The organism is Rhizobium sp. rho-13.1 (assembly GCF_007000305.1).
GTDB lineage: Bacteria > Pseudomonadota > Alphaproteobacteria > Rhizobiales > Rhizobiaceae > Rhizobium > Rhizobium rhododendri.
This window is the reverse complement of sequence record NZ_SCFL01000009.1, coordinates 45339-60813: the sequence shown is the minus strand read 5'-3', so window position 1 is coordinate 60813 and position 15475 is coordinate 45339. Positions and strand designations below refer to the sequence as shown.

The following is a 15475-nucleotide window of genomic DNA, read 5'->3' as shown; positions in this document are numbered from 1 at the left end:
CCCGATCGGCAACGCTTATTTATTCCGCAGCGACAATCTTGCCGCCGTCCCACTTGAAGAGGGAGAAGCTTTGCGAGGTGAGGTCGCCTGTCTCGCCGTAGGTCAGATTGCCGATTGCGGTCGCGATAGGCTGACCGGACTTGATGGCCTTTGACACCGCATCGACGTCTTCGGCACTGCCGGCCTTCTCGATGCCTGCCTTCAGAACTTGAACGGCGGCGTAGGCGTTCAGGGTGAAGGCCTCGGCAGGAATGTTCTTGGCCTTGAGCGCATCGGATGCGGCCTTTGAATCGGGGCTCCTGATTGCGTCCGCCGCATTCGTGAAGATCGTGCCAGCGGCAGCCTCCGTGCCTATCTTCCAAAATTCCGTGTTGGAAAGGCCGTCGCCGCCGATCAGCGTTGCCTTGACCGACAGATCGGCTAGCTGCCGGACAAGCAGGCCGCCTTCGGGATGGTATCCGCCGAAATAGATCACGTCGATCTTTTCCGACTTCAGGCGCGTGGTCAGGGCCGAGAAATCCTTATCGCCCGGATTGATGGCATCATCGATGACTTCCTTGGTGCCGGCCGCATTTAGCGTCGCCTTAAAGGCATCCGCCAGACCTTTGCCATAGGCACCCTTGTCGTTGATGATGGCGATCCGTTTGCCGCTGAAGTTCTTAAGGACGTAGCGGGCTGCAACTTCGGCTTGCTGGTCGTCGCGTCCGCATGTGCGCAGGACATTCGTCAGGCCACGCTTTGTCAAGTCGGGTGCCGTTGCGGTCGGCGTGACCATCAGGACGCCGTTTTCGGAGAAGACGTCGGAGGCAGGGATGGCAACGCCCGATGTGACCGGACCGACGACGAAATGGATATCCTGGCCGACGAGCTGGTTGGCGCCGGAAACACCCTGCTTGGGTTCGCCCGCGTCGTCAGCGGTTTCCAGCACGACTTTCTGGCCCAGAATGCCGCCGGTCTTGTTGATCTCTTCGATAGCGGTTTCAACACCGTTCTTCACCTGATCGCCGTAGGCGGCGACGGGGCCGGTCAGGGGCGCGATCAGTCCAATTGTTACGTCTGCGTGGGCCAGGGGCGCAAATGCAATCGAAGCGGCGAATGTCGCTCCTGTCAAAGTCTTGAAACCCATTACTCTCTCCTTGGGAATATGATTGCCGAGTTCGAGGCCCTGGCGCTGAAACGTCGAGCGTCGGAGCCAGCGACCGGTGAACGGTCGTTGCGGCCATTTTTGGCTTCGAAACGTCCATGCGCGTTCTATGGCGCCGGTCGGATTTGCGCAAGAAGTTACCCATTCGAATGAATGGCATATATTCAGCGCTTACGAAGGAATGCGACGCGCAACCGGAGGGCAGTGCGGTTAGGGAGCCGAGAGCTTCATCCCTGAGCTTCGCCTTGGGACGTGGAGCACACGAGGCGTTCAGACCGTCTCGCCCGCCCCCATCTCTTGCCAGGCATCGTAGCAAGACAGCACGGTTTCCATCTGCGCCGTGTGGCCGGCGATGAATTCGTCACCATAGATGGTTTCGTCGGGATATTCGGTGATCAGCGTCATCGGTACGGTGTGGCGGTCGTCGACCGAGCACAGGCAGGGAAAGCCGTTGATAATCTGAAAGCCGGTTTCGCCGGCATGGATCTCGTAGAGCGCAATCTGCCGGTCGTTATACGCCAGTAGGCCTGGGATCTGTCCGAGATGGCGTGTAACCCGATCCAGCAGAATTTCAGAGCGCTTTTCCCACTCGGGATGGTGGCGCATGATGAGGAAGAACCCCTTCGGCAGTGTCCACATGCCAAAGCCGCGCGGCACATAGCCGGAGAGCGGCCTTGTCCATTCGTGGCTCGGATAGCCGTGCAGGTTGACATGCAACTGAGCGTTGCTCAGCGCCTGCGCTTGGATCCTGATCTGCTTCTCATTCAGATGGGGGCCGGCGGTTTCCACCGTGCGGTATTCCAGATCGTCACCGAGTGCCGTGTAGCGGGCAGCGTGATGCATGTGGCAGGGATTGTCGTGCCGCAGGCGTTGATGCACCGCGTAGCCATCGGGGTTTTCGAGAGGTGACAGGGTAAAGTGGGCACCTCGACGCGCCTGCAACCGCGCGGCTGCGCGCAGCGCGCCGACGATGCCGGATGTCTCGTTCGGATGCTGGCCGGCACTGATCATGACAGGCAGATCGCGACCCTGGATATATCGCGCCGACACCGCGCGGCCGGAGCGGGCGCGTGCCGCAAACGCCTGCCCTCCAATCGCCTCCAGTCGGTCGGCGATTTCGCGTGCGGCCAGTGGTTCCCGCGCGCTGTCGATCGCCTGATCGGCCCCGTCTTGAAAATCCGTCGACAAGGAGCGCGTCGAGATCGTCACGGAAATAGCTCCCTTGCTTTTGACGATTTCAGGGACGATCTGGCCGGGCTTCAGGCCCCGGTCGCCAAGCGTGCGGCCGGACTTCTGCTGAAAGAACTCCAGCAGGGAAAAATAGAGATCCTCGTGCAGCGCTTCGCGAAGGCTCAGAACCTCGTGGCTGATGTGGAGCGGCTCGTCCTCGGCCGGATGGTCGACGCGGATATTGAGCTCCTCGAAATAGGGCTCTTCCACCCCCCAAGCATGCCCGGTGACGGCGCCGACAGCCGCTTCGAACAGTACCTCGTAATCGGTCTCCAGCCGCTCTCCCGGGTCGGTGCCGGCGTGACGCAGCCAGCCGGTTGGCGACAGGTTGGTTTCTCCCACGGTGTCGCGGTGGACGCGGTTCGGGGCGAGCACGTGGTGGGTTTCCGTCTTGCCAGCGCGCAGCAGCGTGACATTGTAGGCAAGGGTGTCGTCGGTGCTCGGGATGAAATCGATCTTGGCATCCCCGACCAACGCCGCCAGCGGATAGGCTTCCAGCCGAAAACGGTTTTCTGGCGCTGCCGGATGCACGGGGTAGCGGATCTCTATGCTCTCGACGCCGGAAAGATCGACGTCCTCGAGAAAGAATGTGAGCAAGGGCTTGTAGGCACTGCGGATGCGCGCGGTGACGCCCAAGGCGGACAGCCGTGCTTCCTCAGCCCTGCGGCTTTTGGCATCGTCGAAGGTCCAGGCCTCGTAGCGGGCGCCGGGGGTTGCGGGAAGCCGGTCCAGCGTGCGCATGATGCTGTGCTTAAAAATTTCGGTCATGGTGCTACCTCGAGGTTCTGCCGGTCGGATCCAGGCTGTCGCGCAGCCAGTCGCCGAGAAGGTTGAGGCCAAGCACCGTCAGCAAAATGGCAAGGCCGGGGAAGACGCTGACCCACCAAGCGGTCTGCAGATAGGTGCGTCCGTCGGCCAGCATGCCACCCCAGCTCGGAATGGTCGGGTCGACGCCGAGGCCGAGGAAGGTCAGGCTGCTTTCCAGAAGAATGTTGTTGGCAACATTGAGCGTGGTGAGCACGATCACCGGGCCGACCAGGTTTGGCAAAAGGTGCTGGAAGATGATGCGCCAGTCGGCGACCCCGATGGCGCGGGCCGACAGGATGAACTCCCGCTCACGCAACGTCAGCACGGAGCCGCGCACCAGCCGGGCATACTGCACCCATTGCGACACGATCAAAAGGACGATGGTGTTGGTCAGGCTACCGCCGACGATTGCGATGAAGGTGATGGCGAGCAGAATGAACGGCAGGGCCAGCTGGATATCGGCAAAGCGCATAACGAGCATGTCCCAGAAGCCGCGATAATAGCCGGCCACCAGCCCCATCACCACGCCGATGACGACGGCGCCGGCGACTGAGGTAAAGCCGACCAGCAGCGAGATCTTCCCGCCGGCCACGACCCGGGCAAGGACATCGCGCCCCAACGGATCGGTGCCGAAGGGGTGGGCCAGGCTGACAAAGGGCCTCATCAGGCGCGCCATCAGGTCGAGGCGGTCGGCACCACCGGGAAAGAGCACGTCGGACAACAGCACGCAGACGCAGATGATCAGCGTCAGTGCGGCGCCGAGAATGAATTCGAGGCTGGCGAAACGCGAGCGGCGAGATGTGGCGGTGGCCATCTATTACTCCGTACGGATGCGCGGATCGACAAGCCCATAGGCGATATCGACCAGGAGGTTGATGCCCACGATCAGCAGCGACAGGACGGTGATCACGGCCTGCAGGACCGGGTAGTCACGGGCCGACACCGCATCGAAAGCCAGCGTGCCCAAGCCCGGCCAGTTGAAGACCCGCTCGATGACGACGATGCCGCCGAGAAGGCCGCCGAACTGCAGACCAAAATAGGTGATCAGCGGGATGGCGCAATTGCGCAGCGCGTGCTTGTAGAGCACCTTGGTTTCGCTGAGGCCCTTGGCCCGCGCCACCATGACGTATTGCGACTGCAGCGTCTCCAGCATCGAGGTGCGCACAAGACGCACATTGGTGGCGGTGAGGATAATGCCCATGGTGAGCGCCGGCATCACATAGCTTGCGGCCCCCGACATGCCGCTCGGCGGCAGCCAGCCCAGCGTGATGGCAAACAGCAAGACCATCATGGTCGCCAGCCAGAAGTTTGGAAACGACAAGCCGATCAACGACAAGATCCGGATAGCCTGGTCGGCGCCCCTGCCCTTGGCAGTGGCCGCCTTGATGCCCAGCGGGATCGACAAGGCGATCGAGACGGCCATGGTGATGAAGGCAAGCAACAGCGTGGCCGGCAAGGCATTGCCGATCAGAAGCGAGACCGGCGTGCCACCTGTAAAGCTGCGACCGAAGTCGAGCGTCACCAGGCCCTTGAGGAAGTTCAGATACTGGACGATGAACGGCTGATCGGTGCCGAGTGCTGCCCGGATGCGTGCCAGATCTTCGTCGGTCATGCTACCACTTCCCTGGAACATCATCGTCGCCGGATCGCCGGAGAGGCGAATGGCGAAGGAGACGATGAGCGTGATGGCAATCACGACGAAGATCGCCTGCAGCACACGCTTGATAAGGAAACTGGCCACGATTTCTGTCCTTCATGGTAAGCGGCAGGGTGCCACCCGGATCTGGGCGACACTTGGACATCGCTGCCGAGATCCCGATGGATCTTTCTGCAGGATGTCCATCTGCCAGTGCGTCAAACTACTCGACGGTGACGTCGGTCAGTTTCAGGCGGTTGTCTGGCGGTGCAATGAAACCCTTTACGCGCTTGGAAATGCCGTAGATGGACTTGCTGTTGTAGAGCGGCAGTTCAAGCGCCCGGTCGGCTGCGTAGTTTGCTACTTCCTTCAGGATCTTTTCGCGCGCGGCCTTGTCGATCAGCGGGCGCTGCGATTCCAGCAGCTTGTCGAGGGTTGCGTCCTTGTCGTAGGGGTTCCACTTTTCGCCCGAGTGGTACATCGCATAGGCCGTGTTGTCGAAATCGAAGGTCCAGCCTCCCCACTTCTGCTGGAACATGCCGCCGGTCTTGCCCTGCGGGATGATATCGTTCAGCAGCACGTTGGTCTCGTACGGCTTGATGCTGGCGGTGATGCCGACCATCTGCAGGTAGCTGGCGACGACCTGCGCCACTTCATTCATTGTCGTGTCATTGCCGCGTATATCGATCTGCAGCGTGGCACCCGGCTTCACGCCAGCCTCTGCAAGGAGCTTTTTAGCGGCGGCCGGATCGTAGGGGAGACCCTTCAGGTCCTTGTCGTAGCCGAAGGAGAGCGAGCTCTGGAAGCTGACGATCTCCGAGGCCTGGCCGGCCAGAATGGATTTCACGATGGTCGAGCGGTCGACGGCCATGATGATGGCCTTGCGCACCTTGGGATCGGCGGTGATGCCGTCACGGGTGTTGAAACGCAGCGCATCGACGGTCGGGCCGGGAACGCTGACGACTTCCAGCTTTGGATCACCTGAAATCACCGGGATCATGCCGACTGGGATGGTCGGCGGAATGACGAGATCGACGCGGCCGGCCTGCAGTTCGGCGACGGCGGTAGCAGGCTCCGAGATGAAGCGGAATTCGAGCTGAGACAGTTTGGGCGCGCCGCCCCAGTAGTCCGGATTGGCTTCGAGTGCTATGTTGACCTTCGGCTGGTAGGAGACGAACTTGAACGGGCCGGTGCCGACCGGGTGGGTATTAAAGTTGTCCTCGCCCTTTTCCTTGATGTACTTCGGCGGCACGATCATCGCGCCATAGCCCGCAAGCTTTGTCAGCAGCACCGGATCGGGGGATTTCAGCTTCATGTCCACCGTGTCGTCGTCAACGACCGTGACGCTGTCGATGGAAGTGTAGTTGGACCGCTGCGGACCCTTGGCACCCTGCTCGCCCAGCAGGCGCTCGAAGGTGAATTTCACCGCTTCTGCATTGAAGTCTTCGCCATCGTGGAATTTCACGTTGTGGCGCAGCTTGAAGCGGATGCGCTTTCCGCCGTCGAGCTCTTCCCAGGATTCGGCAAGACCGGGGACGACCTTGAGATCGGGGCCGCGATAGGTCAGGCCGTCGAAGATGTTGGTGGCGACCGATGCCCACTGCACCAGGAATGTATCGATCGGATCCCAGCTGCCCGGATCCTGCGGCGACGAGATCGTCATCTTGCCGGCGGCCGCCGCCGGCGCGGCGTAGAAGGCCGTTCCGCAAAGGGCAAGGGCCATGAAGGTTGCGGTCAGGCCGCGCGTGAGACTGTGCATATGCTGTTCCTCTTCAGATGCTTTCAATTGTTCGCAGGTTTCAGGCCTGTCTCGCGATGAAATGGCCTGGGCTTATTTCCTCGTGGCGGAAGATGTCGGGTTCCTCGTCGATCCTGTGGACAGGATTGGGAATTTCTCCCTCGATCAGTGTGGTGCTGCGGCCGCGCCCTGGATCGGCAACCGGCACTGCCGACAGCAGGCGGCGGGTGTAGTCGTGCTGCGGCGTTTCGAACACCTGCCGGCGGCTGCCTATTTCCATGATCTGCCCGAGATAGAGCACGGCCACCCGGTGGCTGATCTCCTCCACGACGGCCATGTCGTGACTGATGAACAGATAGGCCAAGCCCCGCTCGGCCTGCAGGTCCATGAACAGGGCGATGATCTGTGCCTGGATCGACACGTCGAGCGCCGACAGGGCTTCGTCGGCGATGATCAGCTTGGGGTCGGAGGCGAGCGCACGGGCGATGCAGACACGCTGGCGCTGGCCACCGGAGAACTCGTGCGGATAGCGGTCCGCATGGGTCGATGTCAGGCCGACGCGCTCTAGAAGTTCGTCCACCCGCCGGCGCACGGCCTTGCCGGACAGCACCCCGTGAGTGTTGATCGGCTCGGCAATCGAGAACCCGACCGTCTTGCGCGGATCGAGCGAGGCGAACGGATCCTGGAAAATATATTGCACATCCTTTCGCAGGCGAAAGCGTTCCGCTGCCGACATGCTCGCGAACGATTTGCCATTGAAGGCGATATCGCCAGAGCGGCTTTTCTGCAGCTGCTGGATGGTGCGCCCGATGGTGGACTTGCCGGAGCCGGACTCGCCGACCAGCGCCAGCGTCTCGCCGGGATAGATATCGAAGCTGACCTTCGACACGGCGTTCAGCCGATGCGTCACCCTGCCGAGCATCGTCCGGCGGATATCGAAGGTGACAGAGAGATCGTTGACCGATAGGAGCGGCGGTTCGTCGTAGCGCGCCGTGTCCTGCACGCGCTCAACGCCGACGAGAACGGGCTTGCCGTCCTCAAGCACTGTAAACGGCATGCGCTTGGGGAAATCCTGGCCCGCCATGCTGCCCAGACGCGGCACGGCGGCCAGAAGCGCGCGGGTGTAGGGATGCTTGGGATTGGCGAATATCTCGGCCACCGGGCCTTCCTCGACTTTCCTGCCCTTCCACATGACGACGACGTCGTCGGCCATCTCGGCCACCACGCCCATGTCGTGGGTAATGAAGATCATTCCCATCCCCAGCTCCGACTGGAGATCGCGTAGGATGGTGAGGATCTGCGCTTGGATGGTGACATCGAGCGCCGTGGTCGGCTCGTCGGCAATCAGCAGTTTCGGGCGGCAGGCGAGCGCCATGGCAATCATCACCCGCTGCCGCATGCCGCCGGAAAGCTGGTGTGGATAGCGCTTCAGCATCTGCTTGGAGTCGGGCAGCCGGACCCTATCGAGCAGGCGGCGCGCCTCTGATGTGGCTGCCGTCTTGCTCATGTTTTCATGCAGCAGCAGCACTTCGCAGATCTGGTCGCCGATGGTGAAGACCGGGTTCAGCGAGGTCATTGGCTCCTGGAAGATCATGGCGATCTCCTTGCCGCGAATGCGCCGCATGTCCTTGTCGGACGTCTTCAGCAGATCGCGCCCGCCAAACAGGATGCGGCCTTCGGGAAACGTCGCGCCCATGATGTCGGCAAGTCGCATGATCGAGAGAGAGGTGACGGACTTGCCGGAGCCCGATTCACCGACCACAGCCACGGTGCGCCCGGGCGAAACCGCGAAGGAGACGTTGTCGACGACACGGTTGCCGCCGAATTCGACGCTGAGTCCTTCGATCGAGATCAGGGGCGGGCCCGCATTGGTCGGTGTCATGTCAGCGCCTCCGGCCGGGAGCTGGCATCGGGTGGAGATGAAGCTGCGGCCGGGCCCGGCGTGATATGCGCGAGGATGGTTCCGGCGGGCTGGAAGGAGCCGGCTTCGACAGCAATGGTGAGAATGCCGGACCATGGCGCAGTGACGGCGGTTTCCATCTTCATCGCATCCATCATGGCAACCACGCTCCCCTGTTCGACGTGTTCGCCGCTCGACACCGTCCAGTGGACGAGGTTGCCCGACAGGGGGGCGAGAAGGGCCGTTTTGTCCGCCGGGTCTGGTGCAGGATGTTTGCCGTTTGCCGGTGCGCGTCCGAGGAGGCTGAGGAACGACGCAGGCAGACGCAGTTCGACGCGCTTGCCGTCGATCTCGACATGACCGCTCAGCGTTTCCTCAACAGCGACGGGCGCTGGACGGCGCTGGCTTTCCAGATTACCGGCGAAATCGGTCTCAATCCAACGGGTGTGCACTTTGAAATCGGCTCCGGCGAAATCCGGATGCTCCAGAACGGCGCGGTGAAAGGGCAGCACCGAGGGCACGCCGTCGATCGCAAATTCCGCCATTGCGCGGCGGGCCCGGGCAATCGCCAGCGCACGATCCGGCGCCCAGACGATGAGCTTTGCCACCAGCGAATCGAACATGGCAGCGACGTCCGCGCCGCTGGAGACGCCGGTGTCGAGGCGGACGCCTGGACCGGAGGGCGGTGCGAACCGCGTGATCCGGCCGGCAAATGGCAGGAAGCCCCGCGCGGGGTCCTCGATGTTGATGCGAAATTCGATGGCATGGCCCCGCGGCGCCGGCATCTCTGACACCTCCAGGGGCTGGCCTTCTGCAATGCGAAACTGTTCGAGAACGAGATCGAGACCGGTGGTCTCCTCGGTGACCGGGTGTTCCACCTGCAGGCGCGTGTTGACCTCGAGGAAGGAAATGATGCCGTCGGCGCTCAGCAGAAATTCCACCGTGCCGGCCCCGACATAGCGGGCTGCCTGGCAGATATCGCGCGCGGCCTTGTGGATGACATCGCGCTGTGCGTCGGAGAGGAATGGAGCAGGCGCCTCCTCGACCAGTTTCTGGTTGCGGCGCTGGAGCGAGCAATCGCGCGTGCCGACCACGAGCACGGTTCCGTGGCGGTCGGCCAAAACCTGCGCCTCGATATGGCGCGGGCGATCAAGAAACTGTTCGACATAGCATTCGCCGCGGCCGAAGGCGGCAACGGCCTCGCGGGTCGCCGAATTAAACAGGTCTTCGACCTCGTCAAGATGCCGTGCGATCTTGATCCCGCGTCCGCCACCGCCATGGGCGGCCTTTATCGCGATGGGCAGGCCGAAGCGGAGGGCAAAGGCCCGTGCCTCGAAAGCACTGGAAATGGCCCCGTCGCTGCCGGCCACCAGCGGCGCTCCGACGGAGCGGGCGATGTCGCGCGCCTTCAGCTTGTCGCCGAGCGCCTCGATGACATCAGGGTCCGGGCCGATCCAGGTGAGCCCGGCGGCCATGACGGCGGCGGCAAAGCGCGCGTTTTCCGACAGAAAACCGTATCCCGGATGCACCGCATCGGCACCGGCACGCCTGGCTATGGCGATCAGTTTCTCGCTATCGAGGTAGCTGTCCCGGGGGCTCGATCCCTGAAGCGCATAGGCCTCGTCCGCAAGTCCGACGAACAGCGCATCGACATCGACATCCGCATAAACGGCAACCGAGGTAAGGCCGTAGTCGCGGCAGGCCCGGATGAGGCGCACGGCAATCTCGCCGCGGTTGGCTATCAACACCTTCTTCATCACTGCTGTCTTCCTGCTATGGGCTGCGTGGCAAACGGAGCGGACGCAACAAAGCGGATGCGCGTACCGACTGGGATCTGCCCTGCAAGATCGAGATGATGGCCAGCGATATTGGCAATCACCGGATAACCGCCCGTCAGCGGATGATCGACGAGGAACAGAACCGGCTGACCGCTCGCAGGCACCTGAATGGCGCCGCGGATCGTCGCCTCGCTCGGCAGTTCCTTGACGATGGACCGCTCCAGCGCGTCGCCCTCGAGGCGCATGCCGACGCGGCTCGATTGCAGCGAGACGGTCCAGTCCTGCGCGAGGAAGCTTTCGATTGCGTCAGGCGTGAACCAGTCCGTGCGCGGGCCGAGCACGACGTCGAGGCGGACCGTTTCGCCAGCGCGAGGCATGGCAAATTCCGGCTCCTGGAGGAGTGCAACCGCAGAATGAGAGCCAGCCTGCACATTGGATATCGAAATGAACTCCCCGACCCTCAGCGGTTCCGGGCCGATCTGCGCCAGCATGTCCGTCGCGCAACTCTTCAGAACGGGGGCCACATAGAAGCCGCCTCTGATCGCCAGATAGCTGCGCATGCCGGACGTCGCGATGCCGAGCGTCACCAGGTCGCCATCCTCGACGGCAAAGGCACAATGATGCGGAGCCTCGATCGCCGCTCCCTCAGCCGTCGCGACGGAGACCCTTGCCTGCGCGCCTGTCATCGCCATGACGCCTTGGCCGTGCATGCGGAAGGACAGCCCGCCCAGCGGGATTTCCAGCGCGACCGTATTGTCCGGATTGCCGACAAGGCGATTGGCTGCTGCAAAACTTTTCCGATCGGCGGCACCGGAGCGGCCGATGCCCTGGTGTACCAGCCCCGAACGTCCGAGATCCTGAAACAGAACGGGAAGTCCGACGGAGACGATCTCGATGGCGGTCTGGCCATCCGTTGGAACGGTTGCGGGGCGTGTGGCAAACGACGGACCGGAAGACCTGGTCTGAATGGTGTAGGCGTGGTCGGTTGCCATGTCGCAAAACCGCACGCGCTGACCTGGCTGCAGCAGCGAGACCGGCTCGCGGGCAATGTCGAACATGTCGAGAGGGGTTCTCCCGATGAGTTGCCAGCCGCCTGGGCTCGCCTTGGGATAGACGCCGCTGAAGGCGCCTGCGAGGCCTACGGAACCGGCGGGAACCAGCGTACGCGGCGATTGCCTGCGCGGCACGCTAAGGCGCTCGTCGCCCTGGGTGAGATAGGCAAAGCCCGGCGCAAAACCGGTGAAGGCAACCAGATAGTCATGTCCGGTATGCAACCGGACCACCTCCTGCGGAGTCATGCCCAGCAGGGCGGCGACTTCCGGCAGGTCTTCACCCTCGTAACAAACCGGGATTTCCAATAACGGACCCAAGGCGGGCCCGGTCCTCGACAGGTCCAGGTCGGCGATTGCAGCATTCAGCATCGCGGTGGAGAGAACCGACGGATCGAACTCGATCATTAGCGTGCGCGCCGCCGGAATGAGTTCGCGAATCCCCAAAAGATTGCGGCGCAGAAGAGCATCGTAAAGGTCCAGTGCCGCTTCCAGATCGACGAGTTCGACAAGTACGCAATCGGCCCGCATGGGCAAAATCTGTGCATCGCAGGCTTTCTGGGGATCCGCCCCTCCCCTGATCATGCGGCGCCCGTAAAGGCGCGCACGGTCAGGCCCGCTTCTTCCAGGCGCCGACGCAGGGTCCTTGCCATCCGCACTGCGTCGGGGCTGTCGCCATGCACGCAGATACTCTGGGCCTTGATCCGCGTGGGCTTGCCGTCGATCGAGTCGACGACCCCTTCGCGAACGAGCCGCACCATGCGTTTGGCGACCTCTTCGGCATCATGTAGAACGGCGCCCGCTTGCCGGCGCGAAACGAGATGGCCATCGCAGGTGTAGGCACGGTCGGCAAAAGCTTCCTCCACCACCCGCAGCCCGGCGGCTTGCGCCTGCGCCACCAGGGGCGCGCCTGCCAACGCCATCAACACCAGTTCCGGATCGACCGCGCGGATCGCGGCAATCACGTCGGCGGCCTGCCGGGTGTCGGTGGCGATGGTATTGTAAAGGGCGCCGTGGGGTTTGACATAGCTGACGCGCGTTCCGGCAGCTTGGGCAAGACCCTTCAGCGCACCGATCTGATAGATGACGTCTCCGATCAGCTCTTCGCTCGTCGGGTCCATATTGCGGCGGCCAAAGCCGACAAGATCGCGGTAGCCGACATGGGCACCGATCGCCACGCCGCGCGCGGCGGCAGAGCGCAGCGTCCTTAGAATGCCGGCCGGATCGCCGGCATGAAAGCCACAAGCCACGTTCGTGCTCGTCACGACTTCGATCAGGGCATCATCTTCGCCCATTTTCCACGGGCCGAAGCTTTCACCGAGGTCGCTGTTGAGATCGATTGCCCACATCCGACAAACATTTCCATTGAAAACTGACAGGAGGCTATCAAGTGAGGACAATTCTGTCCAGAGTGTTGAACAATATCGATGCATTGCCCTACAGATAGCATATTGCCCATTTGTTGTGCAGCGCATCGGCGTGTCTTTTCCATTGATGTTTTCGCGTGAAAGAGCCTAAGCAGTGAAGACAGGCAGCGACTGACACATGCGTTCCGGCACGAGAACTCAACTGCTGAGAAATGGCAACGCCGCATGGGATGCGCGACAGATAGACGAGACGAGATGAAGGTGATCAGCCAAGCAGCAGACGGGACATCCGGATTGCCAAACGAGCAAACGTTGGGGCCGATATCCAGCCAGCCGGCCAGCCAGACCTTGGCAGAGGCGGTCGCGGGCCGCATGCGCGAGCAGGTAATCTCAGGACGCCTGACGCCGGGTAGCCATCTGTCCGAACTGGCGCTGAGCGAGGAGATGCAGGTATCGCGCAACACGCTACGCGAGGTTTTCCGCATATTGACGAAAGAGGGCCTGCTGCGGCACGAAGCCAATCGCGGCGTGTTCGTGACGACACCTAGCATGTCCACGATCATCGACATCTACCGGGTCCGCCGCATCATCGAGTGTCCCGCACTTGCCCAGGCGCACCCAAGCCATCCCAGTGCCCGAAAAATGCGTGTCGCCGTCGAGGCCGCCCGCCGCTGCCGCTCGGAGGGCGACTGGTTGGGCGTTGGCAGCGCGGATATCGCCTTTCACGCTGCGGTGGTCGACCTGGCCGATAGCCCCCGCCTTTCGGCATTCTTCCGCGAAGTATCGCTGGAACTGCGCCTGGTATTCGGGCTGTTGCGCGACCCCGAGTTCCTGCATGCTCCCTTCGTTGATCAGAACCTCAAGATCCTGACCGAATTTGAGGAGGAAAAACCCACACAGGCTGCCGCCGCCATGGAAATATATCTTAACCAGGCGGAGCGCTTCATCATGGGCGCCTATGGTCGCCTGTCCGGTAAACCCTGAGGCCAGTGGACACAGGCCTTGGAAGAGTCCCTGCTATCCAGCCCGCAAGCCGGTCTCGATGAAGGCCAATCTCTCCCGGTCCTTTGCATGGACTATTGTGCGGACAGATGGTTGCGGCGCGTTGGTAGAGCCGGTCTCCTGAGCTGGCCGACATGGGCTGGATGCGGCATCCCGAGATGGGCGCGTGCAGACAACCGGGCCAGTAGGAGACCTTCATGCCGCCCGCGTCGCGCGCCTCCACAAGCGCGGCCGGCCTGTCGCCCGCGCTCGCTGGCGTTCTGTGCCATCACCGGCCTGATCTCTTTGCCCGCCCTGTTTCCTTCTGGCGGCAGTAGACCATTCCGTCCTCGGGAAAATAGACCTTCTGGTGCGAGCTGCGGGGCTGGAGGAACGGGCCGGCATGATAGGAGGCGGCCAGATTGATGGTGTTGAGACCGGCGCGCTTACGCAGCTCGGCGCTGGCTTGACCGAGCGTCGAAGTCTTAAATCCTTATATAGGTGGGGAACTGAGGAGATCACATCGATTATGGAAAGCGTAGCGCACAGGTGCTTTCGCAAAGCCATCTCAGCATGTGCAGGTCGTCCTGAAACGATGGCGTCCACGATTGCTTCGTGTTCGGTAAGCACGGTTTGCATCTTCCCAGGCATAGGTAAGTGAAGTCGTCGGAGCCTGTCCAGATGGACACTTTGACGTCTGACACTAGCCCAAAGCTCAAGGATGCCGGTTTTCTCATAAAGTATTCTGTGGAACTCACGGTCGATGCTGTCGAATACGTCGTCGGTTTCCTGTGTCGCAACCGCAGCCTGCCGTACCAGCACCTCTCGCAGATCCTTTGCCGTTTCGGCCGACGCATCTGCCGTCAAGCGTCTCACGGCTTCAAGCTCGATTGAGAGCCGCAAGAACTGCGCCTGCCTGGCATGATCAAGGTCGATTTTGGCTACCACCGTGGCATACTGGGGATAAACATCAACCAAGCGTTCCTCTTGCAGTATCGAACTTCCGTCAGGGTAAAGTAATGCGGTTTTGACGGCGGCCTCCGGTTGAACCCTTCCGATTGTCTGTGCCCAATCTCCTCTATATTTGCCCTTTCGAGGCTTTAATAACCTTGCTCAGAACCAAACTGCTCAAGATCACCAACAATAGCTTCAGCCGTCCGTTTGTAATGCTTCTCCAGAAGTTCCGACGCCGTATTCACATTGCCCTTCAGCACTTCCTTCAGGATCGCCTCGTGCTCATCGGTCACGTGACGGGTCCGGAACACCTTCCTGATCGACATCTGGCGGTATCGGTACAGGCGGTCTGCAAGTTGCTCGGCGAATGCAATCAGCGGTCTCGAGCCACAATTGGCAATCAGGACTTGGTGGTAGCGACGATGTGCCCGTTCCCACTCCGGATTGTCTTCGAATTTATCTTCTCTAAGTGAGCGCGGAGTTCGGTCGAGCCGATGATGGGCAACGACAAGGTCTTCTTCCCATTGCGGTGTGCGGTTCGCCATCGACTCGCGCAGGGCGAGCCCCTCCACCCAGCACCTCGTCTTGGTCAACTCCACGAGCTCCGCCCTGCTGACAGGCTGAACGAAGAAGCCGCGCTGATCTCTTCCTTCAACTAGTTCCTCCGACGCCAGACGGTTCAGCGCCTCCCTTAGCGGCGTTTGGCCCGCGCCATAGTGGTCCATCAAAAACCGCAGCTGCAGTTTGCGACCAGGCTCCAGCACTGTGGTGAGAATGTCCGATTTCAGGCGCTCGTAGACGGAGCTGGCCTGTGTCGATGCCGACAAGGCGGGCTTCGTGACTGCAAGAGTATTCATTGGCGATTTTCCCCGACGATGCCGATGTGGGTAT

Annotated in this window: 11 protein-coding genes and 2 pseudogenes; 1 reads left to right on the top strand and 12 read right to left on the bottom strand. The window is 61.8% G+C overall.

Going from position 1 to position 15475, the window contains the following annotated elements:
- Positions 1-19 precede the first annotated feature (19 nt).
- From EQW76_RS19525 to EQW76_RS19485, 9 genes are all read right to left on the bottom strand, one after another.
- Positions 20-1126, bottom strand: a complete 1107-nt coding sequence (locus EQW76_RS19525; RefSeq protein ID WP_143123078.1) for a branched-chain amino acid ABC transporter substrate-binding protein — start codon at positions 1124-1126, stop codon at positions 20-22.
- A gap of 288 nt (positions 1127-1414) precedes the next feature.
- Entirely contained in the window at positions 1415-3142 is a 1728-nt protein-coding gene (locus EQW76_RS19520) for a peptidase M14 (protein WP_143123077.1), read from the bottom strand.
- 4 nt (positions 3143-3146) lie between these two features.
- The gene (locus EQW76_RS19515) at positions 3147-3995 is read right to left on the bottom strand and encodes an ABC transporter permease (protein ID WP_142831703.1); all 849 of its coding nucleotides are present in this window, start codon (positions 3993-3995) and stop codon (positions 3147-3149) included.
- 3 nt (positions 3996-3998) lie between these two features.
- Positions 3999-4922 (bottom strand): ABC transporter permease, encoded by a 924-nt coding sequence (locus tag EQW76_RS19510; RefSeq protein WP_143123076.1) that lies wholly within the window; start codon positions 4920-4922, stop codon positions 3999-4001.
- 118 nt (positions 4923-5040) lie between these two features.
- Positions 5041-6576 carry an ABC transporter substrate-binding protein gene (locus EQW76_RS19505; RefSeq protein ID WP_142831705.1) on the bottom strand — a complete coding sequence of 512 codons (1536 nt, stop codon included), beginning with the start codon at positions 6574-6576 and terminating at the stop codon, positions 5041-5043.
- A 40-nt stretch (positions 6577-6616) separates the two neighbouring features.
- On the bottom strand, positions 6617-8437 hold the full coding sequence (locus EQW76_RS19500; protein ID WP_142831706.1) for an ABC transporter ATP-binding protein: 1821 nt from the start codon (positions 8435-8437) through the stop codon (positions 6617-6619).
- Positions 8434-10212: a biotin carboxylase N-terminal domain-containing protein gene (locus EQW76_RS19495; RefSeq protein WP_142831707.1), complete on the bottom strand. Its 1779-nt coding sequence runs from the start codon at positions 10210-10212 to the stop codon at positions 8434-8436. The genes EQW76_RS19500 and EQW76_RS19495 overlap by 4 nt, the downstream gene beginning before the upstream one ends.
- Positions 10212-11813 (bottom strand): 5-oxoprolinase subunit PxpB, encoded by a 1602-nt coding sequence (gene pxpB, locus EQW76_RS19490; RefSeq protein WP_202617184.1) that lies wholly within the window; start codon positions 11811-11813, stop codon positions 10212-10214. The genes EQW76_RS19495 and pxpB overlap by 1 nt, the downstream gene beginning before the upstream one ends.
- A gap of 50 nt (positions 11814-11863) precedes the next feature.
- Positions 11864-12631 carry a 5-oxoprolinase subunit PxpA gene (locus EQW76_RS19485; protein WP_142831709.1) on the bottom strand — a complete coding sequence of 256 codons (768 nt, stop codon included), beginning with the start codon at positions 12629-12631 and terminating at the stop codon, positions 11864-11866.
- Positions 12632-12904: 273 nt separating this feature from the next.
- Between EQW76_RS19485 and EQW76_RS19480 the strand changes: the two genes are divergently transcribed.
- Positions 12905-13633: a GntR family transcriptional regulator gene (locus EQW76_RS19480; RefSeq protein ID WP_142831710.1), complete on the top strand. Its 729-nt coding sequence runs from the start codon at positions 12905-12907 to the stop codon at positions 13631-13633.
- Positions 13634-13817: 184 nt separating this feature from the next.
- On the opposite strand, the pseudogene EQW76_RS29855 reads toward EQW76_RS19480, so the two are convergent.
- The 3 genes and pseudogenes from EQW76_RS29855 to EQW76_RS19470 form a co-directional block, all read right to left on the bottom strand.
- Positions 13818-14093: pseudogene (locus tag EQW76_RS29855) on the bottom strand (hypothetical protein); the annotation flags it as partial.
- A gap of 143 nt (positions 14094-14236) precedes the next feature.
- Positions 14237-14506 (bottom strand): annotated as a pseudogene (locus EQW76_RS29850) (FCD domain-containing protein); the annotation flags it as partial.
- A gap of 224 nt (positions 14507-14730) precedes the next feature.
- Positions 14731-15441, bottom strand: coding sequence for a GntR family transcriptional regulator (locus EQW76_RS19470; protein ID WP_142831711.1), 711 nt, complete (start codon positions 15439-15441; stop codon positions 14731-14733).
- Positions 15442-15475: the final 34 nt, after the last annotated feature.

What these genes read in the sequence shown, in the direction of transcription:
- EQW76_RS19485 (WP_142831709.1), bottom strand. Translation starts at nt 12,631, where the DNA reads ATGTGGGCAATCGATCTCAACAGCGACCTCGGTGAAAGCTTCGGCCCG.
- EQW76_RS19525 (WP_143123078.1), bottom strand. Translation starts at nt 1,126, where the DNA reads ATGGGTTTCAAGACTTTGACAGGAGCGACATTCGCCGCTTCGATTGCA.
- EQW76_RS19470 (WP_142831711.1), bottom strand. Translation starts at nt 15,441, where the DNA reads ATGAATACTCTTGCAGTCACGAAGCCCGCCTTGTCGGCATCGACACAG.
- pxpB (WP_202617184.1), bottom strand. Translation starts at nt 11,813, where the DNA reads ATGCGGGCCGATTGCGTACTTGTCGAACTCGTCGATCTGGAAGCGGCA.
- EQW76_RS19520 (WP_143123077.1), bottom strand. Translation starts at nt 3,142, where the DNA reads ATGACCGAAATTTTTAAGCACAGCATCATGCGCACGCTGGACCGGCTT.
- EQW76_RS19515 (WP_142831703.1), bottom strand. Translation starts at nt 3,995, where the DNA reads ATGGCCACCGCCACATCTCGCCGCTCGCGTTTCGCCAGCCTCGAATTC.
- EQW76_RS19500 (WP_142831706.1), bottom strand. Translation starts at nt 8,437, where the DNA reads ATGACACCGACCAATGCGGGCCCGCCCCTGATCTCGATCGAAGGACTC.
- EQW76_RS19495 (WP_142831707.1), bottom strand. Translation starts at nt 10,212, where the DNA reads ATGAAGAAGGTGTTGATAGCCAACCGCGGCGAGATTGCCGTGCGCCTC.
- EQW76_RS19480 (WP_142831710.1), top strand. Translation starts at nt 12,905, where the DNA reads ATGAAGGTGATCAGCCAAGCAGCAGACGGGACATCCGGATTGCCAAAC.
- EQW76_RS19505 (WP_142831705.1), bottom strand. Translation starts at nt 6,576, where the DNA reads ATGCACAGTCTCACGCGCGGCCTGACCGCAACCTTCATGGCCCTTGCC.